The sequence below is a fragment of the Nocardia sp. NPDC050710 genome (assembly GCF_040654375.1).
In the GTDB taxonomy this organism is placed as follows: Bacteria; Actinomycetota; Actinomycetes; order Mycobacteriales; family Mycobacteriaceae; genus Nocardia.
This window is the reverse complement of the sequence record NZ_JBFAHV010000034.1, coordinates 43,565-70,463: the sequence shown is the minus strand read 5'-3', so window position 1 is coordinate 70,463 and position 26,899 is coordinate 43,565. Positions and strand designations below refer to the sequence as shown.

The 26,899-nt window shown below is 67.4% G+C and carries 23 protein-coding genes and 1 pseudogene; 10 read left to right on the top strand and 14 right to left on the bottom strand.

Annotated elements, in window-relative coordinates:
- Positions 1-149, bottom strand: a pseudogene (locus AB0H61_RS36055) (DNA-binding response regulator); the annotation flags it as partial.
- A gap of 130 nt (positions 150-279) precedes the next feature.
- Complete coding sequence (locus tag AB0H61_RS36050) at positions 280-1,038, bottom strand: response regulator transcription factor (protein WP_357312596.1); 759 nt, start codon at positions 1,036-1,038, stop codon at positions 280-282.
- Between the two features lie 185 nt (positions 1,039-1,223).
- Here AB0H61_RS36050 and AB0H61_RS36045 point away from each other — a divergent pair, with 185 nt between their 5' ends.
- The 6 genes from AB0H61_RS36045 (at position 1,224) to AB0H61_RS36020 (ending at position 5,368) form a co-directional block, all read left to right on the top strand.
- Positions 1,224-2,057, top strand: a complete 834-nt coding sequence (locus tag AB0H61_RS36045) for an LmeA family phospholipid-binding protein (protein ID WP_357312593.1) — start codon at positions 1,224-1,226, stop codon at positions 2,055-2,057.
- On the top strand, positions 2,054-2,500 hold the full coding sequence (locus tag AB0H61_RS36040; RefSeq protein WP_357312591.1) for a thioredoxin family protein: 447 nt from the start codon (positions 2,054-2,056) through the stop codon (positions 2,498-2,500). The genes AB0H61_RS36045 and AB0H61_RS36040 overlap by 4 nt, the downstream gene beginning before the upstream one ends.
- 275 nt (positions 2,501-2,775) lie before the next feature.
- On the top strand, positions 2,776-3,306 hold the full coding sequence (locus tag AB0H61_RS36035) for a DUF4395 domain-containing protein (RefSeq protein ID WP_357312589.1): 531 nt from the start codon (positions 2,776-2,778) through the stop codon (positions 3,304-3,306).
- A gap of 30 nt (positions 3,307-3,336) precedes the next feature.
- Positions 3,337-4,170, top strand: coding sequence for a sulfurtransferase (locus tag AB0H61_RS36030; protein WP_357312587.1), 834 nt, complete (start codon positions 3,337-3,339; stop codon positions 4,168-4,170).
- Between the two features lie 4 nt (positions 4,171-4,174).
- Entirely contained in the window at positions 4,175-4,480 is a 306-nt protein-coding gene (locus AB0H61_RS36025; RefSeq protein ID WP_054816526.1) for a DUF1416 domain-containing protein, read from the top strand.
- Positions 4,481-4,669: 189 nt separating this feature from the next.
- Complete coding sequence (locus AB0H61_RS36020; RefSeq protein ID WP_357312584.1) at positions 4,670-5,368, top strand: FABP family protein; 699 nt, start codon at positions 4,670-4,672, stop codon at positions 5,366-5,368.
- Between the two features lie 112 nt (positions 5,369-5,480).
- Here the strand turns inward: AB0H61_RS36020 and AB0H61_RS36015 are convergent, their stop codons facing one another.
- From AB0H61_RS36015 to AB0H61_RS35990, 6 genes are all read right to left on the bottom strand, one after another.
- A complete protein-coding gene (locus tag AB0H61_RS36015) occupies positions 5,481-6,098 on the bottom strand; it encodes a Uma2 family endonuclease (protein ID WP_357312581.1) in 618 nt (205 codons plus the stop codon).
- 333 nt (positions 6,099-6,431) lie between these two features.
- Entirely contained in the window at positions 6,432-8,129 is a 1,698-nt protein-coding gene (locus AB0H61_RS36010) for an ATP-binding cassette domain-containing protein (protein WP_357312608.1), read from the bottom strand.
- 152 nt (positions 8,130-8,281) lie between these two features.
- Entirely contained in the window at positions 8,282-10,129 is a 1,848-nt protein-coding gene (locus AB0H61_RS36005; protein WP_357312579.1) for an ATP-binding cassette domain-containing protein, read from the bottom strand.
- A gap of 6 nt (positions 10,130-10,135) precedes the next feature.
- Entirely contained in the window at positions 10,136-11,167 is a 1,032-nt protein-coding gene (cydB, locus tag AB0H61_RS36000; RefSeq protein WP_357312576.1) for a cytochrome d ubiquinol oxidase subunit II, read from the bottom strand.
- 9 nt (positions 11,168-11,176) lie between these two features.
- Positions 11,177-12,667 carry a cytochrome ubiquinol oxidase subunit I gene (locus tag AB0H61_RS35995; protein ID WP_357312574.1) on the bottom strand — a complete coding sequence of 497 codons (1,491 nt, stop codon included), beginning with the start codon at positions 12,665-12,667 and terminating at the stop codon, positions 11,177-11,179.
- Positions 12,668-12,930: 263 nt separating this feature from the next.
- Positions 12,931-13,851: an aminodeoxychorismate lyase gene (locus AB0H61_RS35990; protein WP_357312572.1), complete on the bottom strand. Its 921-nt coding sequence runs from the start codon at positions 13,849-13,851 to the stop codon at positions 12,931-12,933.
- A gap of 274 nt (positions 13,852-14,125) precedes the next feature.
- Between AB0H61_RS35990 and AB0H61_RS35985 the strand changes: the two genes are divergently transcribed.
- From AB0H61_RS35985 to AB0H61_RS35970, 4 genes are all read left to right on the top strand, one after another.
- Positions 14,126-15,241: a folate-binding protein gene (locus tag AB0H61_RS35985; RefSeq protein WP_357312569.1), complete on the top strand. Its 1,116-nt coding sequence runs from the start codon at positions 14,126-14,128 to the stop codon at positions 15,239-15,241.
- Between the two features lie 157 nt (positions 15,242-15,398).
- Entirely contained in the window at positions 15,399-16,100 is a 702-nt protein-coding gene (locus tag AB0H61_RS35980; RefSeq protein ID WP_357312567.1) for an MOSC domain-containing protein, read from the top strand.
- Positions 16,097-17,044, top strand: coding sequence for an asparaginase (locus AB0H61_RS35975; RefSeq protein WP_357312564.1), 948 nt, complete (start codon positions 16,097-16,099; stop codon positions 17,042-17,044). Before AB0H61_RS35980 ends, AB0H61_RS35975 begins: the two co-directional genes overlap by 4 nt.
- 175 nt (positions 17,045-17,219) lie before the next feature.
- Positions 17,220-17,432 (top strand): DUF3073 domain-containing protein, encoded by a 213-nt coding sequence (locus AB0H61_RS35970; protein WP_357312561.1) that lies wholly within the window; start codon positions 17,220-17,222, stop codon positions 17,430-17,432.
- A gap of 232 nt (positions 17,433-17,664) precedes the next feature.
- Here the strand turns inward: AB0H61_RS35970 and purM are convergent, their stop codons facing one another.
- From purM to purF, 6 genes are all read right to left on the bottom strand, one after another.
- Positions 17,665-18,744 (bottom strand): phosphoribosylformylglycinamidine cyclo-ligase, encoded by a 1,080-nt coding sequence (purM, locus tag AB0H61_RS35965; RefSeq protein WP_357312560.1) that lies wholly within the window; start codon positions 18,742-18,744, stop codon positions 17,665-17,667.
- A 285-nt stretch (positions 18,745-19,029) separates the two neighbouring features.
- Positions 19,030-20,877, bottom strand: coding sequence for an ABC transporter ATP-binding protein (locus AB0H61_RS35960; RefSeq protein ID WP_357312557.1), 1,848 nt, complete (start codon positions 20,875-20,877; stop codon positions 19,030-19,032).
- Positions 20,870-21,892 carry an ABC transporter permease gene (locus tag AB0H61_RS35955; protein WP_357312606.1) on the bottom strand — a complete coding sequence of 341 codons (1,023 nt, stop codon included), beginning with the start codon at positions 21,890-21,892 and terminating at the stop codon, positions 20,870-20,872. Before AB0H61_RS35955 ends, AB0H61_RS35960 begins: the two co-directional genes overlap by 8 nt.
- 95 nt (positions 21,893-21,987) lie before the next feature.
- Positions 21,988-22,998: an ABC transporter permease gene (locus tag AB0H61_RS35950; RefSeq protein WP_357312603.1), complete on the bottom strand. Its 1,011-nt coding sequence runs from the start codon at positions 22,996-22,998 to the stop codon at positions 21,988-21,990.
- A 173-nt stretch (positions 22,999-23,171) separates the two neighbouring features.
- Positions 23,172-24,788, bottom strand: a complete 1,617-nt coding sequence (locus AB0H61_RS35945) for an ABC transporter substrate-binding protein (protein WP_357312601.1) — start codon at positions 24,786-24,788, stop codon at positions 23,172-23,174.
- Between the two features lie 484 nt (positions 24,789-25,272).
- Positions 25,273-26,868 (bottom strand): amidophosphoribosyltransferase, encoded by a 1,596-nt coding sequence (gene purF, locus AB0H61_RS35940; protein WP_357312556.1) that lies wholly within the window; start codon positions 26,866-26,868, stop codon positions 25,273-25,275.
- Between the last annotated feature and the right edge of the window lie 31 nt (positions 26,869-26,899).

The window sequence follows — 26,899 nt, the reverse complement described above, 5'->3', positions numbered from 1 at the left end:
CATGTCGGTGACCTCGGCGACCCACGCGCCGTCACGGACTTGCTCGTCGGCGTCGTAGGCGGGAGTCCACACGTGTTTCGGGATGGCGTCGCCGCCTTGTACCCGACATTGCGCACGGTGCCGATCAGCGATTCGTACTCGCTGCCGAGCGGCCGAAGCGCACGCGACGAAGTCGCCAGTCTCGGCCGCTCGGCAGCGAGACATCAAGGGCCGCGAACACGCCGCGCCCGCGCGGCCAACAACACAGCCCGCGAACACGCCGCGCCCGCGCGGCCAAAACTACTGCACGGACCCGTTGACCGGTGTCAGCGACGAATCACCCTCGGCTTCGTCCTCCGGGAAGCTGACCGGCTCACCCTTGTTCGCGGTGCGCGACGGACGGACCGCCTTGTACCCGACATTGCGCACGGTGCCGATCAGCGATTCGTACTCGCTGCCGAGCTTGGCGCGCAGACGCCGAACATGGACGTCGACCGTCCGTGTGCCGCCGAAGAAGTCGTAGCCCCAGACCTCCTGTAGCAGCTGGGCGCGGGTGAAGACCCGGCCCGCGTGCTGCGCGAGGTATTTGAGCAACTCGAATTCCTTGTAGGTCAGATCGAGCGGGCGACCGCGCAGCCGCGCGGTGTAGGTGCCCTCGTCGATGACCAGCTCCCCCAGGGTGATCTTGCCGGTGTTCTCCGGGCTGGCCACACCGCCGTTGCGGCCGACGAGCAGTCGCAGGCGGGCATCCAGTTCGGCCGGGCCGGTGCCGGGCAGCAGGATGTCGTCCAGCCCCCAGTCGGCGTTCACGGCAACCAGACCGCCCTCGGTGAGCACCGCCACCACCGGCACCGACGATCCGGTGCTGCCGAGTAGCCGGCATAGACCGCGCGCCGCCGCCAGGTCGGTGCGCGCGTCGACAAGTGCGACATCCGCGGTTCCGGCCTCGAGCAGGGAGGCGACCTCGGTCGGCGCCGGACGCACATTGTGCGCCAGCAACGCGAGTGAGGGCAGCACCGACTCCGGGTTGGGGTCGGAGGTCAGCAGGAGCAGCTCCACAAGCACTCCTCCTATCTCGTAGCTACGCAAAGCCCAGCATCTTCGCTGCAAGCCACGTCGCTGATCGCAGGTAATTCGGTGCAAGATTAGCGCGTGAAGCCCGATGACCTCGCCATCCGGGTGACGGAAGTGCCGAGAACGAGACCGTCCATGCGCTAAATGCACCGCCAAGTACTGTTTCTGTCATGCGCAAGCTGATCATCGGGGTGCTGGTAGTCGCGGGCTTGGCCGTGGTCACCGATTTCGGCGCCGCCGCCTACTCCGAGTACCGCGTGTCGCGCGCGCTGCGCGTCGGCGCCGATCTCAGCGCTGATCCCGAGGTGACCATCAACGGATTCCCGTTCCTCGGTCAGGCGCTGGACGGTCGCTATCAGAGCGTCGGTCTGCGTGCGCAGGTGGTGCGGCCGGATATTCCCGGCCAGATCTACGTCGACGCGGCCCTGACCGGAGTGCATCTGTCGTTCGGCGATCTGACCGATGGCAATGTGCGCCGGGTGCCGGTGGAGCGCCTCGAGGCGCGCATGGTGCTGGAACCGATCGAACTCGGTCGGTTATTCAATATCCCGGATCTGCAAGTGCATTCGCGTCCCGCGGACAAATCCGACGGGACGGGCGGATCGGGCGGATCCGGGATGACCACAGCCGACGGGCTGGTCCTCACCGGCACCCTGCCGGTCGCCGGAACCCGGCCCAGCACGGGTACGCGACTCGGCGCCAACGGCACGCCGCTGACCGGGGACAAGGTGAGTGTGCAGGCCGATCTGAAGCTGGAAGGCGATCAGGTCACCATCACCGCGACCGGTTTCTATCGCGGCACCAGCCCGGACCTGACCACGACCGTGGAGGTTCCCGAGGCCGATCGCCCCGCCGTGCTGGCCCGGTTCTCGCGCACCATCGATACCAAGGAATTGCCATTCGGAATCACGCCGACCAAGGTGTTCGCGCGGGGCGGGCAGATCCAGGTCGAGGGTAAGGGTGAGAACGTGACCATCGATCTCGACAGGTTGCGGAGACCATGATCGAAATCACAATCCTGACGGTGATGCTCCTGGCCGCCGCGGCGGTCGGGGTGACGCTGCGCCGCCGCCACGGGAAGGTGCGCGCGACCGCGGCGTCGCCCGAGGCGTCGGCGCGCGCCGGACTGCTGGCCACGGTCGGGGTCACCGGAGCCGGTCCGGCCGTACTGCACTTCTCCGCCGACTGGTGCGGCCCGTGCTCGGCCGTTCGCCGAGTGGTTGCCGGAGTTACCGAAGAGCTGGCCGAATCGGAGCTGCCGCCGCTCGATATCGAGGTCGATATCGACGCCGAGCCCGCCTTGGCGCGGGAGCTGAACGTGCTGTCGCTGCCCACGACGTTCGTCTTCGATGCCGAGGGCCGCGAGCGATTCCGCATCTCGGGGGTGCCCAAGGCGGGGGATCTACGGACCGCATTGGCCCCCTTGACGGCTCAAAACCTGGCCTGACCTCGCGGTCGGGCAACTGTGACGAACCCCGGGTCCAATTCTCCGGCCGAACCGGGTAAACTGCCCTTCGTGCAATCCAACCACGAGCTGATGCTCACCCGACGTCGCACAGTCGATCTGTGTCGGCTCGGTGGTTGTTGCTGCCTGTGCCGCTGACCGGTCGGCCGTTTCAGATTTCCTGACGCCGACCTATCGCCGCGCGAGTGATCACTCCGATCCCCGGCGAACTGGCAAATTTCCCGCCAACAGAGTCTTTCAGCGCAGGAGTACCTCCAATGCCTTTCGATACCCGTAACACTGCCGTAGATCAGCTCATTCCGGACCGCGTCGACGTGCGCGGTCCGCGCTTCGCCGCCTGGGTCACCACCGGCGTACTCGTCCTGGTACTGCTCGCGGCCGCCGTCTCGCCGATCCTCGCCGCCGTACTCATCGCGATCCAGGCCGTGGTCTTCGCGATCGGAGCCGCCAACGGCCCGCGCCGGCACCCCTACGGCCGGATCTTCGCCGCGTTCGTCGCGCCGCGCGTCGGTCCGACCATCGAAACCGAACCGGTAGCCCCGCTGCGGTTCGCCCAATTACTCGGCCTGGTCTTCAGTGCCGTCAGCCTGCTGGGTTTCCTGGCCGGCTCCACCGTGGTCGGCGGGGTGTTCGCCGGCTTCGCCCTGTTCGCCGCATTCCTGAACGCGGCGTTCGGGATCTGCCTGGGTTGCCAGATCTATCCGCTGGTAGCCCGCCTCCGCCGGGCTGGAGTAGCTACCGCCTCCGGACCTGACACTCACACCGCCGGTGCCCCGGCATCGAACTGACCCTGCAAGTCACATCCCGAAAGGAACAACATGGCTCGCTCCGATGTCCTGGTCTCCGTTGACTGGGCCGAAGAGAACCTCAACGCCCCCGGCGTGGTCTTCGTCGAGGTCGACGAGGACACCTCTGCCTACGACGGTGGACATATCGAGGGTGCCGTCCGGCTCGACTGGAAGAAGGACCTGCAGGATCAGGTTCGTCGCGACTTCGTGAACCAGGAGCAGTTCTCCGAACTGCTCTCGACTCGCGGCATCGCCAACGACGACGAGGTAGTCCTGTACGGCGGCAACAACAACTGGTTCGCCGCGTACGCCTACTGGTACTTCAAGCTGTACGGCCACAACAACGTCAAGCTGCTCGACGGTGGCCGCAAGAAGTGGGAGCTCGACGGCCGCCCGCTCTCGCGTGACGCCGTGAACCGCCCGGCCACCCAGTACAAGGCCGCCGCCCCCGACCTGACCATCCGTGCGTTCCGCGACGAGGTCATCGCGTCCATCGGCGCCAAGAACCTGGTCGACGTGCGCTCCCCTGACGAGTTCTCCGGCAAGATCCTGGCGCCCGCGCACCTGCCGCAGGAGCAGAGCCAGCGTCCCGGCCACATCCCCGGCGCTATCAACGTGCCGTGGAGCAAGGCCGCGAACGAGGACGGCACCTTCAAGTCCGACGCCGAGCTGACCGAGATCTACAAGGAAGCGGGCCTGGACGGCGAGAAGGACACCATCGCCTACTGCCGCATCGGCGAGCGTTCCTCGCACACCTGGTTCGTGCTGCAGGAGCTGCTCGGCCACCAGAATGTCAAGAACTACGACGGGAGCTGGACCGAATACGGCTCCCTCGTCGGTGCACCTATCGAGTTGGGAGCCTAATCACATGTGCGCAGCACCTACCCAGGGTCAGGCCATTCCGGCCGGTGTCGATGTCGAGAAGGAGACGGTCATCACCGGCCGCGTCCTGAGCACCGACGGACAGCCCGTCGGCGGCGCCTTCGTGCGCCTGCTCGACGGCAACGGTGACTTCACCGCCGAGGTCGTCGCCTCCGGCACCGGCGACTTCCGGTTCTTCGCGGCTCCGGGCGCGTGGACCGTGCGGGCGCTTTCCTCGTCGGGCAACGGCTCGGCCGAGGTTCGCCCCGAGGGCGCAGGCATCCACAGCGTGGATGTCGCGGTCGCCAAGTAAGTACAGCAACCGCCGACGGCCCCGGTGCCTCCCCCACTGTGCGGGGAAGCACCGGGGCCGTTGTGGTGGATCGGGCGGGAGTCGTTAGACTCCGAATGTGGTCCTCTTCTTCGAGATTCTGCTGGTGGCCGTGGCCATCCTCATCGGCTGGTTCGGCCTGTACGTCTTCTATCGGTTGTTCACCGAATCATGAGTGAACTCGCGAGCGAAGGTTCGAACCCGGCCGAGCGAGCGAGTGAACAGATGAACGGCAACGGGCAACCTGCGCGCCGCAGCGGCGACGAGGCGGTGGCCGAGGCGGCCGAACGGGCGAAATCGACCGGTGCCCGCAATATTCCGGTCCTCCCGGATCTGCCGTTGCCCGAGGACACCGCGAACCTGCGGCTCGGGCCGGATCTGAGCTCCTCCATGCTCGCGCTGCTGCCGATGGTCGGCGTGTGGCGCGGCGAGGGCGAAGGCTACGACCCCGAACGCGGCGACTACCGCTTCGGCCAGCAGATCATCGTCTCGCACGACGGCGGCGACTATCTCGCCTGGGACTCACGCTCCTGGATCATCGAGACCGACGGCTCCTACGGCGGCCCCGACCTCCGTGAGAGCGGCTTCTGGCGGGTCGGCATCGACGGCGACGACGAGGTCATCGAACTGCTGCTCACCCACAGCACCGGCATCGTCGAACTCTTCTACGGCACCGCACTCACCCAGTCCTCCTGGGAACTCGCCACCGACGTGGTCATCCGCTCCCAATCCGGCATCGTCGTAGGCGGCGCCAAGCGGTTGTACGGCATCGTCGAAGGCGGTGACCTGGCCTACGTCGAAGAGCGCGTAGTAGCCGACGGCCCCCTCGAACCTCGCCTCTCCGCCCGCCTCCAGCGCTACATCGGCTGATTTCCCTTCGAAGCGCCCTCCACCACCACGGTCGAGGGCGCTTTCGTCTTTCCCGACGCTAGGCACTTCCGGTGACCGGAACGTCCACTCGTAGGAAGTTCGAACGCTTACCTCAGCCGCGCTTTCCGATCGCCGTGAGATCGATGTCGATCGGAAAGGGGACCCCGGTCTTCAGCCGCTCATGGAAGATGCCCGTCGGCAGGTATCGGTCCGTGGCCGGGTCGAGCTCATAGACGTACACAACGGCATCGGAATCGGCCCGCTCGATCCGCCAGTAATGCGGGATTCCCGCTTTTGCGTATTTGAGCGGCTTCGTTTCGCGATCGCGCTCTTCGGAGTCGGGCGAAACCACCTCTACCGCCAAGACGAGGTCCTCGGCGAAGTAGTAGGTGGACGGCTGCTCACGTTCGAATGCCTCGGCGGTCACGATGAGAACATCCGGTTCGGGCATCTGACGCTTCCCGAGCCGTACGGCCATCTCGCGTTCCGCGCGCAGGTGTGGAGGCGCCTGTAGGTCGAGTTCCCGTCGGAGAAGTGAGAGGACTTGCCGGTGCCACTTCTCTGGTGGACTTCCGAAGATCAGACTCCCGTCGATCAATTCGGTGTGCCGGGGCAGACCGCGCATCCGCAGGAAGTCCTCGACGGTAAAGCCCTCATGCGGAGGAATCACCCAATCGGGCAGCGGCTCACCGGGCATGAGCCCACCGTAGTGGCTGATCTGGACGGCCACCCGGAAATGGAACGGCCCCCGAGCCGTTCCGGTGCGGGGTGAACCGCACGGGTCCCGGTCGGACAAGACCGGGGGCTCGGGGGCCGGGTGGCTGCTTTGGATTCGCTCGGCGCCTGCGCGGGCGGAATCCACCTGCAGCGGTGGCGCTAGCGGACAGCCACCTCACGTGTCCGTTGGAAATACATTCTTCGAACCACCTCCTTCCTTGTGTACGCACGAAGTTATCGAAGCGGCCGGTGGGGTGCAACGGATTATTCGGCGAGCGGAATTCGGAATCGATCGACCCACTCCACACCACCGATTCCGGCACGGGGGGCGGCGTCCGGCCCAGGTTCAGCGATGGCCCGCGTCGCGAGCCGCGGCGGGCCGGACGGGATCGATGGTGACGGTGCCGGATGCGTCGACGCGCACGATCGTCTCGGCCGCGTGATCGAGTGGCAGTTGATGGGTGACCACGACGACGGTGCGTTCCGGTTCGACCAGTCCGCTCGCTGGATCGAGGAGGTCGCGCAGGAGTTGGGCTCCCGCCTCTGCTTCCAGATGTTCGGTGGGTTCGTCGAGGAGCAGCACGCGGGCGGGGGCGACGAGGGCGCGGGCCAAGAGGATGCGGCGGCGCTGGCCACCGGAGACCGCGGCGGCGCCACCGACCAGATCGGTGCGGATCCCGTGCGGCAGCGAATCCAGCCAGTCGTCGAGTCCGACCGCGCGAAGAGCTTTCTCGGCCTCGAGTTCGGTGAGGTCGCCGCGCGCGACACGCAGATTCTCCAGAACGGTGGTGCCGAAGAGGTGGGCATCTTCGGCGAAGAACGTGACATCACGCTCGCGGGTGCCGAACAGCCCCGCCCAGTGCATGAGCAGCGTGGTCTTGCCCGCGCCGCTGGGGCCGACCACCGCGATGCGGCGGCCCGGGGGCAGCGGTGGCAGCTGGCCCGCCCCCTCGATACCCGGCAGCGGGTGTGCGCTGTCGCGCCGGTTGCCGTCCGGTTCGAGCTGTGTCAGGCGGTGCAGCGCGGCACGCGCGGTGGTCAGGGCCTGGGCTGCGGCGGGCAGCGGGCCGACCGCTTCGAAGGCCGAGAGCGGGAGCAGCACCAGGATGGTGAGGGCCATGGGCGTCATCGCACCGGGGGCGCCACCGTCGGGACCGTAGATCGCCATGCCGATCAGGAGGGCGCCGAGGACGCTCACTCCGATCGACAGCGGGGTCGCCGCTGCCGCCCAAGCGCTGCGCGACGCGGCGGAATCCTCCGCCGCCACCGCGCGCTGCCCGGCCGCCCGCGCGGCGGCGAGCGTCGCGTCCAGCCTGCCCGCGACGCGCAGTTCGGTCGCGTGGTCGAGTACGGTCACCGCCTGCGCGGTGAATTCGGCTCGGTCGGCACGCACCGCGAGTTCGGCATCCCGCGCGGCGCGCGCCGACAGCCACGGCGCGGCGATCCCGGTGATCGCCAGGGCGAGCGCCAGAATCGCGGCCGCCGCAACAGAGATCGTCGCCAGCAGTCCGATCGCGGCGAGCGAGAGCACCAGCGCCACCGCTATCGGCACGAATACCCGCACCACTACGGCACCGAGGTCATCGATATCGCCGCCGATTCGGACCAGGAGATCACCGCGCCGCAGCTGTGTCGCATCGGTGCGGCAGCGATCACTCGACGACTCGCCACCGGATGTCGACGCACGCCCATCCGATCGTCCGATGCCTGATCCCGGACTGTCGGCGAGACGTGAACGACGTCGCATCCACACATCGGAACGGGCCAGCGTCCGATACACGGTGGTGCGCGCGATGGTCATCGACCGCAGCGCGACATCGTGTGTGGCAAGCCTTTCCAGGTACCGGCACAATCCGCGCGAAATTCCGAGCGCACGGACCGCGACCACGGCGACGCTGAGATCGAGCACCGGCGGCATCTGCCACGCCCGTGCGATCAACCAGGCCGCCAGCGCCGCGAGACCGAGTCCGCTCCCCAGCGCCAGCACCCCCCAGCCGATCGCAATCGTGATCCGCCACGGCGACAACGCGAGCAACCCCCACATCCGCCGCAGATCGCCGAGCACCGTGTGATCCGGTGCACCGCCGGTCGCCGTGCGTACATCGGATCGCACGTCGCGCGGCGCATCGCCGGTCCGGCTCACGCGATTCGGCGCGCGACCCGATTCGCCTGCCCGCGGCACTGCCCGTGCGGCGGTCATCGGGGGCCCGCCCCGGCGAGATCGGGGGTGGCGGCGCGGACCTGGACGACGACGTCGGCGGCGGCCAGGATCGTCGGGCGGTGGCCGACAGCGATCACGGTGGCACCGGCGCGGGCACGCTGCTGGAGCGCGGCGAGGACGGTGGCCTCGCTGTGGTGATCCAGGTGGGCGGTGGGTTCGTCGAGCAGCAGGATGGCACGGTCGGCGGCGAGCACCCGGGTGAGCGCCAGGCGCTGGCGCTGACCGAGGGATAGTCCGACTCCGCCTGCCCCGACCACGGTTTCCCATCGCTGCGGCAGTTCGTCCAGCACCGCGTCGAATCCGGTTGCGACACAGGCGGCCTCGAGGTCGTCGACAACCCGCGCCGCGCCCCTGCCCGACGGATCGGTGGTGCGCGCACCGAGCAGTTCGAGGTTCTCGCGCAGCGTCCCTGGCATCGATACCGGTCGCTGTGGCAGCCAGGCCACCCGAGCCCACCAGCCATCCGGGTCCAGGTCGCGCACATCGACACCGTCGACGGTGACGCCGCCTCGATCCGGGGTGACAAGACCCAGGATCGCCTGCAACGCCGTTGATTTACCGCTGCCGTTGGGTCCGGCGAGCACGGTGACCAGGCCGGGACGAAAGACCGCGGACAGGCCGGCGGGTGCGAATCCGTCACGAGAGGGTACGGCGAGATCACGGATCTCGATGAGGCCCTCGGCCTGCGCAGGGCTTCGATCCACCGTCCCGGCCCCGGAACCGCCGACTTCGGCATTCGAAACCTCGGTCCCCGGGCCGAACAGGCCCGCACCCCCGTCGGATTCGGGTTCCAGCACCGCGAATGCCTTGTCGGCGGCCGCCATACCGTCCTGAGCCGCGTGGAACCGCTCCCCCACCATGCGCAGCGGGAGGTAGACCTCGGGCGCGAGGATCAATGCGACCAGCCCGGCGTAGAGGCTCATTTCACCGAATACCAGCCGCAGACCGATCGAGACGGCGATCAGCGCGACGCTCAGTGTCGCCAGTAGTTCCAGCACCATGGAGGATAGGAATGCGATGCGCAGGGCGCGCATGGTGCGCACCCGCAGCGAGTCGCCCAGTTCGTGAACGCGAGGCTCCATCGTGTCGGCCGGGCGCGCGGCGGCATGTCCCGAACCGGGCGCGGCGTCGTGCGGGGGCGAGGATCCGGCGGGCCCGGAACCGCCTTCCCGGCCCAACGCCCGCAGCGTCGGCATGCCCGCGAACAGATCGAGCAGCTGATCCGACAGCCGGGTGGTGGCGGCCAGCGTCGCGGCGGCCCGCCCCTGGGTGAGCAGGCCGATGAGGATCATGAACACCGGGATGAGCGGCAGCGTCACCACGGCGATGGCCCCGGAGATCGGGTCGTGGACCGCGATGACCACCAGCACGATCGGCGGAACCAGGCAGGCGAGCAACAGCGCGGGCAGATATCCGGTGAGGTAGGCCCGCAATCCGGTCAGCCCGGTGCTGACGATCACCGCGAGTTCGGTTCGGCGGGTTTCGAGTTCGCGCGGTGCGAGCCTGGCGCCCGCGGTGAGGACGGCGGTCTCCAGTTCCGCCACCACCGTGGCGCCCGCCCGATGCGCCAGCCGCGCCTGGACCCAGGTGGCGAGCACCCGCAGGGCGACCGCACCCACCAGGACGACGATTTCCACGATCCACCCGCCGAGTGAGCGGCGTCCGGGGTCGGTGATGACCCCGGCCAGCACCCGCGCCAGCGCGATCGCGGTGACCACGATGCTCACCGTGATCACCACGGACAGCCCCACACTCAGCGCCAGATAGCGCCGCGCCGAGCGAGCGTGCCGCCACAGGCGTGGGTCGATGGGCGGACGAGCCATGGCGAATCAGTCCTTTACCGGTCCCAGCGGCAGGCCGATGGGGGCCGGGATATGTTCGACGGTAATGCGTTTGCGGAAGACCCAGTAGGTCCAGCCCTGATAGGCCAGCACCACCGGGGTGACGATAACCGCCGCCCAGCTCATCACCTTCAGGGTGTACGGGGTGGAGGAGGCGTTGTCGATGGTCAGGTTGAACGCGTCGCTGATGGTGGAGGGCAGCACATTCGGGAATAGCGATCCGAATAGCAGCACGGTCGCCGCCGCGATGGTGACGGTGGTGCCGGTGAAGGCCCAGCCGTCCCGTTCGGCGAAGACCGCGGCGCTTGCGATGACGAGGCCGATCACCGCCGCCGCCAACGGAATCCAGGTCCAGCCGGTGCCGAGGGCCAGTTGGGTCCAGATGCCGAAGACCGCGACGACGACCGCGGTGGGCACCAGCAGCAGCTTCGCGATCCGCACCGAATCGGCGCGCACCTCCCCGCCGGTTTTCAGGTTGATGAAGATCGCGCCGTGCAGGGCGAACAGCAGTCCGGTGGTGAGCGCGCCGAGCAGGGCGTAGGGGCTCAACAGATCCCACACCGAACCGCCGATGTTCTTGTCCGCCTCCAACGGAACTCCGCGCACCACATTGGCGAAGATCCAGCCCCACGCGAATGCCGGTATCCAGGAGCCGATTCCGATCGCGATATCGCACCAGGAGCGCCAGCGCGGATCATCGATCTTGCTCCGGTATTCGATGGCGCAGACCCGCACGATCAGCGCGACCAGCACCAGCAGCAGCGCGAGGTAGAAGCCGGAGAACAGGCTGGCGTACCACTCCGGGAAGGCCGCGAACATCGCGCCGCCCGCGGTCAGCAGCCAGACCTCGTTGCCGTCCCATACCGGACCGATGGTGTTGAGCACCACGCGCCTTCGGGTATCGCTGCCTTTGCCGAGGATCGGCATCAGCATGCCGACGCCGAAGTCGAAACCCTCCAGTACGAAGTAGCCGGTGAACAGGACGCCGATCAACAGAAACCAGAACTCTTGCAGATTCATCGTCGGCTCCTAATAGGCGAACGAAAGCTGTTCGACGGCAGGTTCTTCGGCGCGGTGCCCCGGGGTGCCATCGCCCGGACCGCGGTCGCCCGGGGGCGAGGGCGGCTGTTCGGGACCGGCGATCACGTACCGGCGCATCAGGTAGAACCACACCACCGCGAGCGCGCCGTACAGCAGGGTGAACACCACCAGCGAGGCGATCACCGTGCCCGCGGCATGGTCGGAGACGCCCTGCTGCACCAGCAGTCGCAGGTTGGGCTCACCCGTCGGATTCGGCGCGACGACCCAGGGCTGGCGGCCCATTTCGGTGAAGACCCAGCCCGCGCTGTTGGCCAGGAACGGGGTCGGAATGGCGAGCAGGCACAGCCAGGAGTACCAGCGCTTATCGGTGATCCGCCCGCCCCTGGTCAGCCACATGCCGATCAGCCAGAGCCCGATCGAGCCCGCGGACAGGCCGATCATGGCGCGGAAGGACCAGTAGGTGACGAACAGGTTCGGCCGGTAGTCACCGGGCCCGTACTTCGCCACGTAGGCCTGCTGCAGATCCTGCACACCGTCCAGGGTCACCCCGCTGAACTCGCCCTTGGCCAGGTAGGGCAGCACATACGGCACCTCGATCACGTGGGTGACGCTGTCGCAGTTGTTGTGCGTGCCGACGGTGAGGATCGAGAAGTCCGGGTCGGTCGCGGTGTGGCACAACGATTCCGCCGAGGCCATCTTCATCGGCTGCTGTTCGAACATCAGCTTGCCCTGCACATCGCCGGTGAAGAACAGCGCGACGCCCGCCACCACGATCACCCACATACCCGCGCGGCCACCGGAACGCCACATGGTGCGGGCCTCGGCGATTCTGGTCTCGTCACCGCTGCGTGCGTTGCGCACCATCCACCAGCCCGCGATACCCGCGACGAAGGTGCCCGAGGTGAGGAACGCGCCCGCGACGACGTGGGGGAAGGCAGCGAGGGTGGTGTTGTTGGTGAGGACTTCCCAGATGCTGGTGAGCTCGGCCCGCCCGCGCTCCGGGTTGTATTTGGCGCCGACCGGATGCTGCATGAACGAGTTGGCGGCGACGATGAAGTAGGCGGAGGCGTTCACGCCGATCGCGACCAGCCAGATGGTGGCCAGATGCAGCAGTTTCGGCAATCTGGTCCAGCCGAATATCCACAATCCCAGGAAGGTCGACTCCAGGAAGAACGCGACGAGCGCTTCCAGGGCCAGCGGTGCGCCGAAGACATCGCCGACGAAGCGGGAGTACTCGCTCCAGTTCATTCCGAACTGGAATTCCTGCACGATGCCGGTGGCCACGCCGAGCGCGAAGTTGATCAGGAACAGCTTCCCGAAGAATTTGGTCAGCCGGTACCAGTGATCCTTCCCGGTGATCACCCACGCCGTCTGCATACCGGCGACGACCGGCGCGAGTCCGATGGTGAGCGGGACGAAAATGAAGTGGTAGACGGTCGTAATGCCGAACTGCCAGCGCGAGATGTCGAGCACGCTCATGCTTGCGCCTCACCGGCGCTCGGCTCCAGCATGCACGTGGCGCGCTGGCGCATGATTGGCTCACTTCGTTCGCTCATATGCCCTCCAGCCGATCTACGACGTGTCGTAGTACAGCGTACGCCGGAGGATATTCGAGGCAACGTGCTTTAGGACACGACACGCCACAAATTAGCTATGGCGCATCCCTTTTGCCGAGTGAAGGCCTTTGCCGAGTGAACGCCCCGCTCCCAGTGCCGAACCGGGGCTCATCCACCCGCGCGGGCTCACCAGTCGCCGATGGCCCCTGCCCGCTCGATGCCCCGCTCCACCAGCTCGATGATCTCATCCGCATTATCCGGCGCCATCATCCGCAGCCCGTCGAGCGAGTTCACCCGCGCGGCGAGGGTGATACTCGATAGCAGCCAAATGCTGTCGCAGGTGAGCAAATCCGCGGTGAACAGCTGCTCGTAGCGGCACTCCCAGCCGGCCTTCTCCGCCTCGATGAACAGCGCGCGCTGGGTGACGCCGGGCAGCACGCCGTTCTTGGCGGGCGGCGTGATCAACGTCTTACCCCGTGCGATCACCACCGACGATCGCGGACCCTCCAGCACCCGGTTCTCGGTACTGGTGAAGATCACGTCGTCGGCGCCCATCCGATGCGCGAAGCGCAGCGCCGCCATATTGGTGGCGTAGGACAGGGTCTTGGCGCCGAGCAACTGCCACGGAGCGGCCTGCGCCAGATCGATCGAGATCCCGCGCGACAGGCTCACCACCTTCACGCCCTCGGTCCGAGCCTGCGCCACCCGTTCCGGCACGGGCACCACCAGTACATAGGACGTCGGCACCGGCACCGCGGCAGCGAGATCACCGGAGGTGACGCTGGACCGGGTGCCCGCCAGTTCGGCGTCGCGGCCGCGGGTGAGCACCAGGCGCATCAAGCCCTCGTGCTCGCCGCCCCACTCCTTGACCGCGGTCTCCACCGCCTCGCGCCAACGGCTCAGTTCGGGCTCCGGTAGGTCGAGCGCCTGCGCCGAGCGACGCAGTCTGCCCAGATGGAATTCGATCGCACACGCGGTACCGCCGCGCACCAGCACGGTTTCGAAAACGCCATCGCCGCGCAGCACCCCGATGTCGTCGGCAAACAATAATGGCGCGTCCGCATCGCGGATCGCGCCGTCGAGTGTGACAAGAACCCGATCTACCATGCGAGGAAGCCTAGGCCAGCGGACCGCCTCCGCGCGCCTTCAGGCCAAGGTTGGTTCCGCGAAATTCTGGGTCGGCGACCGACGGTGAGTGACGGGCGAGTCGGCCGGTGCCCGACGAGTAGCCGACGGGTGTACGAAATCCGTTGGCGCCTCGGCAAAACCCGGGGATGCCGGGTGGTCGCTCGACGCGTCCCGTGCTCGGCGACCCGTCGCCGGGCGACGCCGAAAAGGGTGCTTGCGGCGCCTCGCACCGGCGACGCCTAGAGTGGTCAACGTGTCCGTGGTCGTTGTACCCAGCCCCATACTCTCCGTTTCGGGCGCCGTCCCGGGTGCGCCCGGTTCCCCGGATGCCGCTGTGGCCTGGCATTACGGTGACCCGTTCGGTGAACAGAAGGCCGCGGCGGAGCGGGTGGCGATCGTCGACCGATCGCATCGTTTCGTTCTGAGCATCACCGGCGCCGAACGCCTCACCTGGCTGCACACCATCACCAGCCAGCACATCGCCGGCCTGGGTGATCGGCAGTCGGCGGAGAACCTCGACCTCGATCTCAACGGCCGGGTTCTGCACCATTTCGTGCTCACCGATCTGGATGCCACGGTGTGGATCGATACCGAGGCCGAGCGCGGACCCGAGCTGCTGTCATTTCTGAGCAAGATGGTCTTCTGGGCCGACGCCGCGCCGCGCGAGGCATCCGACCACGCGGTGCTGAGCCTGCTCGGCCCCCGGGTGGCGACACTGACCGACGCACTCGGCCTGACCGAACTTCCCGGCGTGTACGAGGCGGCGCCGCTGGACGGCGGCGGATTCCTGCGCCGCATGCCGTGGCCCACCGCCGACTCCTTCGATCTGATCGTCCCGCGCGACCGGCTCGTCGACTGGTGGTCCCGGCTGACCGCGGCGGGCGCCGAACCGGCGGGCATGTGGACCTTCGAGGCGCTGCGGGTCGCGGCGGTGCGGCCCCGCATCGGCGTCGACACCGACGAGCGCACCATCCCGCACGAGGCCCGCTGGATCGGCGGGGTCGCCGAACACGGCGCGGTGCATCTGGACAAAGGCTGCTATCGCGGTCAGGAGACCGTGGCCCGGGTGCACAACCTCGGCAAGCCGCCTCGGCATCTGTTACTGCTGCACCTGGACGGCTCGGCCGACGAGCGCCCGGCGCAGGGCGAGGACGTCACCGCGGGCGGGCGCACGGTCGGGCGCCTCGGCACCGTCGTCGACCACTATGAACTCGGTCCGATCGCGCTGGCCCTGATCAAACGCACCATCCCGGCCGACACCCAGCTGACCGCGGGCCCCACCGCCGCGGCCATCGACCCCGACTCGATGCCGGACGACGACGCCCCGCAGGCCGGCAGGCTGGCCGTCGACCGGCTGCGCGGGCGTTGAACCGACCGACGCGCGGCCCGCGGCGGGTACGGCCCGTCCCGGCGTCCGCACGCCGAAACCCCCGCCGAGCGGCCCGCACCCGCCGCGGGCCGCTGCCACAACCCGCTCAGCGTCGAGTACTCCGCCCAGCGACCACATGACGAAAGGGACCGTGCCGATGCCCTCCGATGAGTCCGCCCGCGTACTCGCGGTGTGCACCGTCCACGCCGAGCTGGATGCGCCCGGCCGCGTCGGTCGCACGGCCATCGACAAGCGACCACGAACGGGGCGGGTCCAGGTCACCGCCCTCGGGTTGGAGGGCGATCACGTCTGCGATACCAAGAATCACGGCGGCATACACCAGGCCGTTTACGCCTACGCCGAACACGATGCTCAGCGCTGGGGCGCCGAACTCGGCCGCGAACTGCCCGCGGGCTGGTTCGGCGAGAATCTGCGCATCGCGGGGCTCGCGGTCAGCGACGCCGTGATCGGTGCGCGCTGGGCGATCGGCGAGACCCTGCTCGAGGTCAGCGCCCCCCGGGTGCCGTGCGCGACGTTCCAGCACTGGTCCGGCGAGGCGCAGTGGGTCAAACGGTTCACCCTGCAGAGTGATACCGGCGCCTACCTGCGAGTACTGACCGAGGGCAGCATCGGCGCCGACGATCCGGTCGAGGTGGTGTACATCCCGGACCACGGCGTCACGGTCCGCGACCTGTTCACCGGAACCGATATGGATCTGCTCGCCGTACTGCTCGCCGCGGAGCCCACGATCTCCGATGATGTCCGGATGCAGATCGAGCGCCACGCGCGCCGCCACGCCAATGCCGAGCGCGCCGCGCGTGAGCGCGCCGAGGCACCGGCGACGGGAGTCAATCCATGAGCGTCGAACTCGTCGAAGTGGTCCGGTCCGGATTCCGCGAATGCGTGCACCGCGGCTCGGTGGTGGTCCTGGGCGCGGACGGCGAGCCAGCGCTCACGCTCGGCGAGGTGCACCTGCCGATCTTCCCGCGCTCCACCAATAAGCCGATGCAAGCGATCACCCTGCTGCGCAACGGCTTCGACCCCGTCGACGAGGCGGAGCTGGCGATCGCGACGGCCTCGCACTTCGGCGAACCGGACCACATCGCGCTGGTGCGGCGGCTGCTGGACCGATTCGGCTTCGACGAGAAGGCCCTGGAATGCCCGCCGGACTATCCGTTCGAGGAACACGCCAGGGCCGCCGTACTGGCCGAGGAGCCGCGCCGGATCTACATGAACTGCTCCGGCAAGCACGCGGCAATGCTCGCGACCTGCGCGATCAATGGTTGGCCGACCGAGGGCTACCTCGATGAGACGCATCCGCTGCAACAGGCAGTGATCGCGACCATCACCGATCTGACCGGTGAACCCGAATCCGATCTCGGCATCGACGGCTGCGGGCTGCCGATCATTCCGGTGTCGCTGATGAATCTGGCCCGCGCCTTCGCGACCATCGCGACCGCCGCGCCGGGATCACCGGAACGCCGGGTGGCGGAGGCGATCCGGGCGAATCCGCGAGTGATTTCGGGCACCAACGGACCGGATTTGCTGACCATGGAGGTCACCCCGAGCCTGTTCTGCAAGATGGGCGCGGATGGCGTGCACGCGGGGGCGTTCCCGGATGGCCGGGCCTTCGCCTACAAGATCGACGATGGACACGACCGCGCGCGAATGCCCCTGACGCTGGCGATTCTGCATCGAATGGGAATCGACTGGACCGACGCGCACACCGAACTCGCGGCCCTGCCGGTACTCGGCGGCGGCGCCCGGGTGGGGGTGATCCGGGCAATCCCGGGCGTCCTCTGATAGCTCCGATCGATGGCGACAACCGGGCAAACGGCGTCGGTTCCGGAGTTCTTCCGCCACTCATGGAAGCGCGACCGCCGGACACACGCTAAAGTGTCTGTCAGGAAGAGTATTAATTCGAACGGGGCCGCCAACAAACCCCAGGCCGCCCCGCAGTGACGCGAGGGGGTCAGCCATGGGCCGTGGCCGGGCTAAGGCAAAGCAGACCAAGGTCGCACGCGAGCTGAAGTACAGCTCAGCGCCGACCGACTTCGCGAGCCTTCAGCGCGAGCTTTCGGGTAGCCCCAACTCCCAGATGAGTGGTGGTGTGCTGTCCGATGAGCACGACGCGGACGCGTCCTCATCCCGTTGGGAAGAGGACGACGACTACGACGACTGGCGCCGCTGACTCGGATTCACGTTGAAGGGGGAGGCCGACGGGCCTCCCCCTTCAAACGTTGACACCGTTTTGCGGACATCGCCATAGAGGCTTGCCATAACGACATCAGCGTCCCGCATCGACGATGTGGGACGCTGATGCCGGTTTTGCTGTCTCCTTTTGGGAGGCAACGGATCCGGGCTTGCTCGAACGACGAAGAACCCCGTGGGCCGGGACCCACGGGGTTCTTCGTCGTTGCGGTTCAGAAGCGCGGGTGCTCGCCGACCAGGACCGCGCGCAGGGCGTCGGCGTCCTTGGCCTTCTTCACCGTGCCGAGCGTCCAGCACTCGATGTGGCGGGCGGTGAGCACCGCGAGGGCGCGGTCCACATCCTCCGGGGCGACGACGGCAACCATGCCGACACCCATATTGAAGGTCTTCTCCATCTCGGTCCGGTCGACCCGGCCGCGCTGCGCGATCATCTTGAAGACCGGAGCCGGATTCCAGGTGCCGCGGTCCAGCTCGGCCACCATACCCGCGGGCAGGACCCGGGCCAGGTTGGCGGCCAGGCCGCCGCCGGTGATATGCGCGAAGGTGCGCACATCGGTCTCGGCGATCAGCGCCAGGCAGTCCTTCGCGTAGATCCGGGTCGGCTCGAGCAACTCCTCACCGAGGGTGCGGCCGAACTCCTCGACATGCCCGGTCAACGACATCCGGTCGATATCGAGCAGCACCTTGCGGGCCAGGCTGTAGCCGTTGGAGTGCAGGCCCGAGGAGCCCATGGCGATCACCACATCGCCGGGGCGCACCCGGTCGGGGCCGAGCACCGAGTCGGCCTCGACCACGCCGACGCCGGTCGCGGAGAGGTCGTAATCGTCCGGATCCATCAGACCCGGATGTTCGGCGGTCTCGCCGCCGAGCAGAGCGCAGCCCGCCTTCACACAACCTTCGGCGATGCCGGAGACCAGCTCGGCCACCTTCTCCGGGACGACCTTGCCGATGGCGATGTAGTCCTGCAGGAACAGTGGTTCGGCGCCGCAGACCACCAGATCGTCCACGACCATGGCGACCAAGTCCAGCCCGACGGTGTCGTGCTTGTCCATGGCCTGCGCGACCGCGATCTTGGTTCCGACGCCGTCGGTGGAGGCCGCGAGCAGCGGCTCGCGGTAACCACCCTTGAGCGCGAACAGTCCGGCGAATCCGCCAAGTCCGCCCTGCACCTCGGGACGGCTGGCCTTCTTCGCCAATGGTCCGAACAACTCGACTGCACGGTCACCGGCTTCGATGTCCACGCCTGCCGCGGCGTAAGAGGCGCCGGAACCGCTGGGGGTCTGTTCAGTCATTTTCGGGGAAAGCTCCAAACCGAATCGGCGGATAGATGCCTGCTCACGCTACCGGAGTCCGATAACGAGCTTGCACCGGAGTTGGCTCGCCCTATTGACAATCTCTGGGACCTCGCCGTATGGGAGCTGTAAAGCTCCAGGTTATCTGGCTGCCGAGCGCTGGGTCGCGCTCGGATCAGCACCACCGTACCCCCGACACGGCCGCGATACACGGTCAACGATCACCCCGACCGCGCTGCGGCGCAATGCCCGGGCCGCGCGCTCGCCACCCGGGCCGCGAGTCGCTCAGTCGGCGACCTCGGTGGCGAACAGCGCCGCGGTCCGCTCGCGGCGGCGGCGCTGTTCGACCGGGTCGGGCACCGGAACCGCGGCGACCAGCCGTCGCGTGTAGTCCCGCTCGGGTGCGCGCAGGATCCGATCCCGATCACCCTGCTCCACCACCGCGCCGTCGCGCAGCACCACGATGCGGTCGGCCAGCTGGTCGACCACCGCGAGGTCGTGGCTGATGAACAGGCAGGCCCAACCGCATTCGCGCTGCAATTGCGCGAACAGCTCCAGCACCGCGGCCTGCACCGAGACGTCGAGCGCACTGGTGGGCTCGTCGGCCACCAGCAGATCCGGGTCAAGTATCAGGGCGCGGGCCAGGCTGGCGCGCTGCCGTTGTCCGCCGGACAATTCGTGCGGGTAGCGGCGTTCGGCGCCCGCGGGCAGCGCGACGTCATCGAGCAGTGCGCGCACCCGGGTGCGAATCTGCGCGGCGTTGCCCATCTTGTGCACGATGAGCGGCTCGGCGACGCACTCCCCGACAGTGAGCCGTGGGTTGAGCGAGCTGGCCGGATCCTGGAAGACGAATCCGAAGCGCCGCCGGATCGGCCGCAGCTGCCGCTGCGAGAGCCCGGCGATATCCCGCCCGCGAATCCGCACCACCCCGGAGCTGGGGCGCTGCAACGCCGCAACACATCGGCCGATGGTGGACTTCCCCGAACCGGATTCGCCCACCAAGCCGAGGGTTTCGCCCGCGCCGATGGTCAGGTTCACCTCGTCGACAGCACGGAATCTCGGCCTGCCGAACGGACCGGGGAACTCGACCACGAGATCGCGGACCTCGAGTACGGGGGTCGGTACGGAATCGGAGGTTTCCGAAATCGACGACGCGCCCGAGCTGTCCGGGCTCGGCGCGGCGGCTGTATCCGGCCCGGAACCGGCGGCGCTCGCCCGCGGCTCGGCCGCCGGTTCTTCCGGGTCGGCACACCGTACCGCGATGCCGTCCGCCGCGGCGGCCCGCACCGAGTCGTCCGGGACCGGATCGGCGCGCACCGCGCACCGCGCGCCCAGGTGCGGGACCGCCGCGAGCAGCGTGCGCGTGTACTCGGCCCGCGGGTTCGCGAAAAGCTCCGCCACGGGGGCGGTTTCGACCACCCGCCCGTCGCGCATCACCACCACCCGGTCGGCCAGGTCGGCCACCACGCCCATATTGTGGGTGATCAGCACGATGGCACTGCCGAGGCGATCGCGCAGATCGCGCAGCAGCTCCAGGATCTCGGCCTGCACCGTGACGTCGAGCGCGGTGGTCGGCTCGTCGGCGATGATCACCGTGGGCTCGCAGGCGATGGCGATGGCGATCACCACGCGCTGTTTCTGCCCGCCGGAGAGCTGATGCGGGTAGTAATCGACCCGATGCTCCGGATCGGGCAGGCCGACCATCCGCAGCAGCTCGACCGACCGCGCCTTGGCTGCCTTCTTACTCATACCTGTATGGGCGCGAAGGGCTTCCGAGATCTGGAAGCCGACGGTGAACAGCGGGTCGAGCGCCAGCCCCGGCTCCTGGAAGACCATCGAGATCGCGCCGCCGCGCAATGCGGTGAGCTGCCGCTCGCTCATCGAGGTGATATTTCGAGAGCCGAGGGTGACCGTCCCGCGCACCTGCGCGGTGCCGGGCAGCAACCCCATCGCGGTGCGGGAGCTCACCGATTTGCCGGAGCCGGACTCCCCCACGATGGCCAGCACCTCGCCGGGGTACACCCGATAGGACACATTGCTGACCGCGTGCACCGGCCCGGCGTCGGTCGCGAAGGTGACCGACAGCGCCTCGATGGACAGCGCGGGTTCGGCCGTTGTCGATTGCTCACTCATCGGTCTTCTCCCCTTCCGCACCGCTCGATTCCGCCTGTTCCAGCGCCGGAACCGCGCCGAACGATGCGGTCACGGGCACGGAGTTGTCCGTGGGCTCCGGCGTGCCGTCCGCCCCGACGACCACATCGGTACCGACGACGGCCGGGGCGGCGGTACGGCGGGTGCGCAGCAACGGGTTGAGGACCTCGTTGAGGCTCTCGCCGACCAGCGTCATACCGAGCACCACCAGTACGATCGCGATCCCGGGGAAGACGGCCTCCCACCAGTACCCGTTGGAGACGGGGCCGATGGCCTTGTTCAGGTCGTATCCCCATTCGGCGGCCTGGGTCGGCTCGATGCCGAAACCGAGGAAGCCGAGACCGGCCAGCGTCAGAATCGCCTCCGCACCGTTGAGGGTGATGATCACCGGCAACGACTGGGTGACATTGGCCAGGATGTGCCGGAACATGATGCGCATGGTGGACGCGCCGGTCACCCGGGCGGCGTCCACATATGGTTCGTTCTTCACCGCCACCGTGGCATTGCGCACCACCCGGAAGTATTGCGGCACAAAGATGACCGTGATCGCGACGGCCGCAGAGAACACGCCGCCGAAGCTGGTCGACTTGCCGCCCGCCACCACGATGGAGACCACGATGGCCAGCAGCAGCGTCGGGAAGGCGTACATGGCGTCCATGAACACCACGAGCACCTTGTCCACCCAGCGCCCCACATACCCGGAGATCAGTCCGAGCGGAACCCCGGCGAACAGCGATAGCACCAGTGACAGCACGATCACCAGCAACGCGGTGCGGGCACCGTAGATCACCCGGGAGAACACATCCTCCTGGCGCACCGAGGTCCCGAACCAGTGCTGCGCGGACGGCGCCTGGTCGGCGACGAATTTGACCCCGTCCGCGGACTCCTGTGCGGAACCGTAGGGTGCGATGAGTGGCGCGAAAACCGCGACCACCACGAATAATACGATGAGGACGAGTCCGAACAGCAGGGTCGCTCGCTGCAATCCGGAGGTCATCGAGATCAGCCGCAGACCCGGTATTCCGCGGCGGCGCACCACCGCGGGCACAGGTGCGCCCGGGACCGGTTCGGCCACCAATTCCGGCGCGGTCATCAGAACCTCACCCTCGGATCGATCAGGGCCACAATGGCATCGACGAAGAAGCTCATCACCGCGATGACCACCGCGATGAACGCGACAATCCCCTGTACCGCGATGAAATCGCGAGCCTTCAGGTACTCCGCGAGCTGGAAGCCGAGCCCCTTCCACTCGAAGGTCGTCTCGGTGAGCACCGCGCCGCCCAACATCATCGCGATGTACATGCCCATCACCGTGACGATGGGAATCATGGCGTTGCGCACCGCATGCCGGCCGGTGACCACCCGTGCCGACAGTCCGCGCGCTCGCGCGGCATCCACGTAGTCGCTGCGCAGCGTCTGGATCAGATTGATCCGCACCAGCCGCAGGAATACCCCCGCGGTCAGCAAGCCGAGCGCGATCGCGGGCAGCACAGCGTGTTTCACCACGTCGATCAGATAATCCGTGTCGCCGTAGAGGATTGCGTCGATGAACAGGATGTTCGTCTTCGGCGAGACATGCTGTAGCTGGAGTTCGACGTTCACGCCGGCCCGCCCGGACACCGGCAACCAGCCCAGCTTCACCCCGAACAGCAGTTTGAGCAGCAGACCGACGAAGAACACGGGCGCCGCGTAGGCCAGGATCCCGAATAACCGCAGCCCCGCGTCGGCCACCGTATCCCGATGTGTCGCCGCGTATCTGCCCAGGGGAATGCCGACCGCGAAGGCGACGAGCAGCGCCCAGAACACCAACTCCAACGTCGCCGCACCGTAGGTGGCGATGACATCGCTGATCTGCCGATGATCCTGCGCCTGCCCGAAATCGCCGTGCAGCAGCCCGGAGATGTACTCCCAGTACTGGGTCAGGATCGGCCGGTTCAGACCGGCCTCCTCCTTGCGGATTTCGATCTGTTCCTGAGTCATCCGGCCGCCCATCGCGGCGCTGATCGGATCGCCGATCACCCGCATCAGGAAGAAGACGACCGTGACCAGAATCCACGCGGTGAGCGGGATCAGCAGCAGCCGAACGCCGAGGTACCGCACCAGCGCGAGTTGGCGAGAGTCGCCGTCGCCCTTGCGAAGTCCCGATACCCCGATTCGCGGCAGCCCGAACCGCCGGGTCCGATTCGGCTCAACAGCCGATTCGGACCCGGCAACCGCGGATGACCCACCCGCCGCCCGGTGACCACCCCTCATCGAGTCGCCGTGCGACGCTTCATTCACTTGCTCAGCACCGTGTATCGGAATTTGAAGGACGGATCGAGCGTCTCCTCCATGCCCTGTACGCCCGTGCCCGCCACACCGATCTGCTTGCCGGACAGCAGCGGAACGATCGGCAGGAAGTTCTGCGCGAGGTCACGCTGCACCTGCTCGATCAGCTCGAGGCGCTTGTCCTTATCCGGCTGGGTGGTCTCGGCGACCAATTGCGCGGTGATGCCGGGATTCTCGAAATGACTCTGCAGGAAGTTGTTCGGCGCGAAGAACGGGGTCAGGTAGTTGTCCGGGTCCGGGAAGTCGGGGAACCAACCGAATTGGTAGAGCGGATACGCGTCACGCGCGCGTTCCCGCTGGTAGCTCACCCATTCGGTGGACTGCAGGTTGACTTTGAACAGTCCGGTACCCTCCAGTTGCGCCTTGATGGCCGCGTACTCTTCCGACGAACTGCCGCCGTAGTGGTCCGGGTTGTATTGCAGGTTGAGCTCCACCGGCGCCGCGACCCCGGCGTCGGCCAGGAACTTCGTGGCGGCATCCTTGTTCGGGCCCGCGCCGTAGATCTCCTTGAAGGGTTCGGCCGCACCCGGCATACCCTGCGGCACCGAGGAATACGCGGGCAGGTAGGTGTTCTTGTAGACGCCCTGCGCCAATGCCGCCCGGTCCAGCGAGGAGGCGACCGCCTTGCGCACGGCCAGCTTCTGTTCCGGGGTGCCGCCCGGCATCGTGTTCATGTTGAACACGATGTATCGCAGCTCGCCACCCGGACCTTCGAGCACCTTCACCTTGTCGCTCGCGCGCAGCGATTCGATATCCGACGGGGTGAAGGACCGGTAGCCCGCGTCGATCGCGCCGTTCTGCAGATCGAGTTTCAGGTTGTCGGTGGTGGCGTAGTACTTGGCCGAGACATTGGACGTCTTCGGGGTGCCGAGAATGCCCTTGTAGTCCGGATTGGCCCGGTATTCGACCAGCTTGTTCTTGTCGTAGCTGGCGATGGTGTACGGACCGGAGTAGCCCTTGGCCGCGACCACGTCCTCGTCGGCCATCACCTTGTCGGCCGGGTAGACCTTCTCGTCCACGATCGGCCCGGCCTGGGTGGGCAGGATCGCGGGGAAGGTCTGGTCATTGGCGACCTTCAAGGTGAAATTGACGGTGAGCGGGTCGACCACGTCGGTCTTCTCGAGATTGCCGAGCAGTGAGGCGGGGCCGTTGGGATCGTTGATCCCGAGCATGCGATCGAAGGAGAACTTGACGCTCGTGGCGGTCAACGGGTTCCCGTTCGCGAACTTCAGACCGGACTGCAGCTTGCAGGTATAGATGGTCGGCTGGGTGAACTCGCACTTCTCCGCGGCGTCCGGTTTGGGCGTCGCGTCGCCCGGCTTGAAATTCAGCAGATACGAATAGATCTGGGTCTCCGCCACCAGCGAGCCGTTGTCGTAGGCGGCCGCCGGATCCAGCGAGAAGATCTTGTCGGTGGTGCCGACGACCAGACCCGCTCCGTCACCGCCGTCACCGGTGCGTCCCGATCCACAACCCGCGACCACCGAACCGACCAGCGCCGCAAGTCCGATTGCCGCAATCGCTTTGGTTCGTCTGCGCTCCCCAGGCGTCCATGCAACCCTCATCATCCAGCCCCACTTCTCGAGCGCGCCGCACCGCGTTCTCCTGGATCACAGGCCCGGTACGGACGCGGTGAACTTCCGATATAGCTGGGGACCGTACCCACGAACCATTTCCGGCACGTTGCGTTTTCAAAGAAAAATCACCGGGCGGTGACCGCCTGACGGCGAATCATGCACGGGTGACGCGGTTCACCGGTCGAACGTCCAGGTACGCGCGAAAGGCCCGGTCACGGCGTCTCGAGTAGGCCATGACACGGAGCCGGACACGATTGGGGCGGTACCCGAAAGCGACCCGGGTCAAACACACTGGTTCGCCCGGTCCGTCACGAGTCCCCGGTACCGGATGGCCTCAGTGGCACAACGGGGTTCGGATGCCGAACAACAGCACGGCGCGGCGCCGAGTTCGCGCGGAGTGGTTTACAACGCGGACGACGCCGAATTGCGGACGACTCGATTTATGGACGACTCGGTTTACGGACGACTCGGTTTACGGACGACTCAGCGCGCTCGCATTCGCGTTCTCGCCCAACAGCATTGCCTCGGACTGCCCGGTGAGCACACCCTCGAGCACGTTCTTCCCGATCGCCGCCTCGGCGGGCAGCGGAATCGGGTAGTCACCGTCGAAGCAGGCGCTGCACAGCCGCGAGCGCGGCTGTTCGGTGGCGGCGATCATGCCCTCGGTGGAGATGTAGCCGAGGGTGTCGGCGCCGATGGACCGGCGTACGCCCTCCACCATTTCTTCGTAGCTGTCCTCGGCGCCCGCGCCGTTGGCGATCAACTCGGCCCGCGAGGCGAAGTCGATGCCGTAGAAGCAGGGCCACTTCACCGGCGGCGAGGCGATGCGCACGTGGATCTCCAACGCGCCCGCCTCGCGCAGCATCCGGATCAGCGCGCGCTGGGTGTTGCCGCGCACGATGGAGTCGTCCACCACGATCAGCCGCTTACCGCGGATCACCTCGCGCAGCGGATTCAGCTTCAGCCGGATACCGAGCTGGCGAATGGTCTGACTGGGCTGGATGAAGGTACGCCCGACATAGGCGTTCTTCATCAGCCCCTGCCCGTACGGCACACCGGAACCCTGCGCGTAGCCGACCGCGGCCGGGGTACCGGATTCCGGGACCGGGATCACCAGATCGGCGTCGACCGGATGCTCCTTGGCCAGGCGACGACCGATCTCGACCCGGGTCGCATGCACCGAACGGCCGGAGATGGTGGTGTCGGGGCGGGCCAGGTAGACGTACTCGAAGACGCAGCCCTTGGGTTCGGGATTGGCGAAACGCATGGACCGGACGCCATCGGCGTCGATCGCCAGCAGTTCGCCCGGCTCGATCTCACGGACGAAGGCCGCGCCGACGATGTCGAGGGCGGCGGTTTCGCTGGCAACGACCCAGCCACGCTCCAGGCGGCCGAGACACAGCGGGCGCACACCGTGCGGGTCGCGCGCGGCGTACAGAGTGTGCTCATCCATGAAGGTCAGGCAGAAGGCGCCCTTCAGCGTCGGCAGCAGCTGCATGGCCGCCTGCTCGATGCTGGAATCCGCGGCGGCGTGCGCCAGCAGCGCGGTCATCACGTCGGAGTCGGAGGTCGCGCCGACCGGCTGCGGACGACCGCCGGAGACCGAGTTACCGATCAACCCGAGTTCCCGTGCCCGACTAGCCAATTCGGCGGTATTGACCAGATTTCCGTTATGTCCCAGGGCGAGTCCGGAGCCGACGGCGGTGGTGCGGAAAATCGGCTGGGCGTTTTCCCACGTCACTCCGCCGGTGGTGGAGTAGCGGCAGTGGCCGACGGCGATATGACCCGGCATGGCGGCCAGCGTCTGCTCGTCGAATACCTGGCTGACCAGCCCGAGATCCTTGAAGACCAGAATCTGCGAACCATCGGAGACCGCGATGCCCGCCGCCTCCTGTCCACGGTGCTGTAGCGCATAGAGGCCGTAATACGTGAGCTTGGCCACATCCTCGCTCGGCGCCCAGACTCCGAAGACTCCACACTCCTCGCGTGGCTCGTTCTCGTCGACATCCGCGGCAGCGGAAGTCGCGGTAACTGGAGTGCTGTCAACCGGCATTTCGGCGTTGGTCACCGTTTGCTCCCTATTCGGGCGGGCTGGGGGC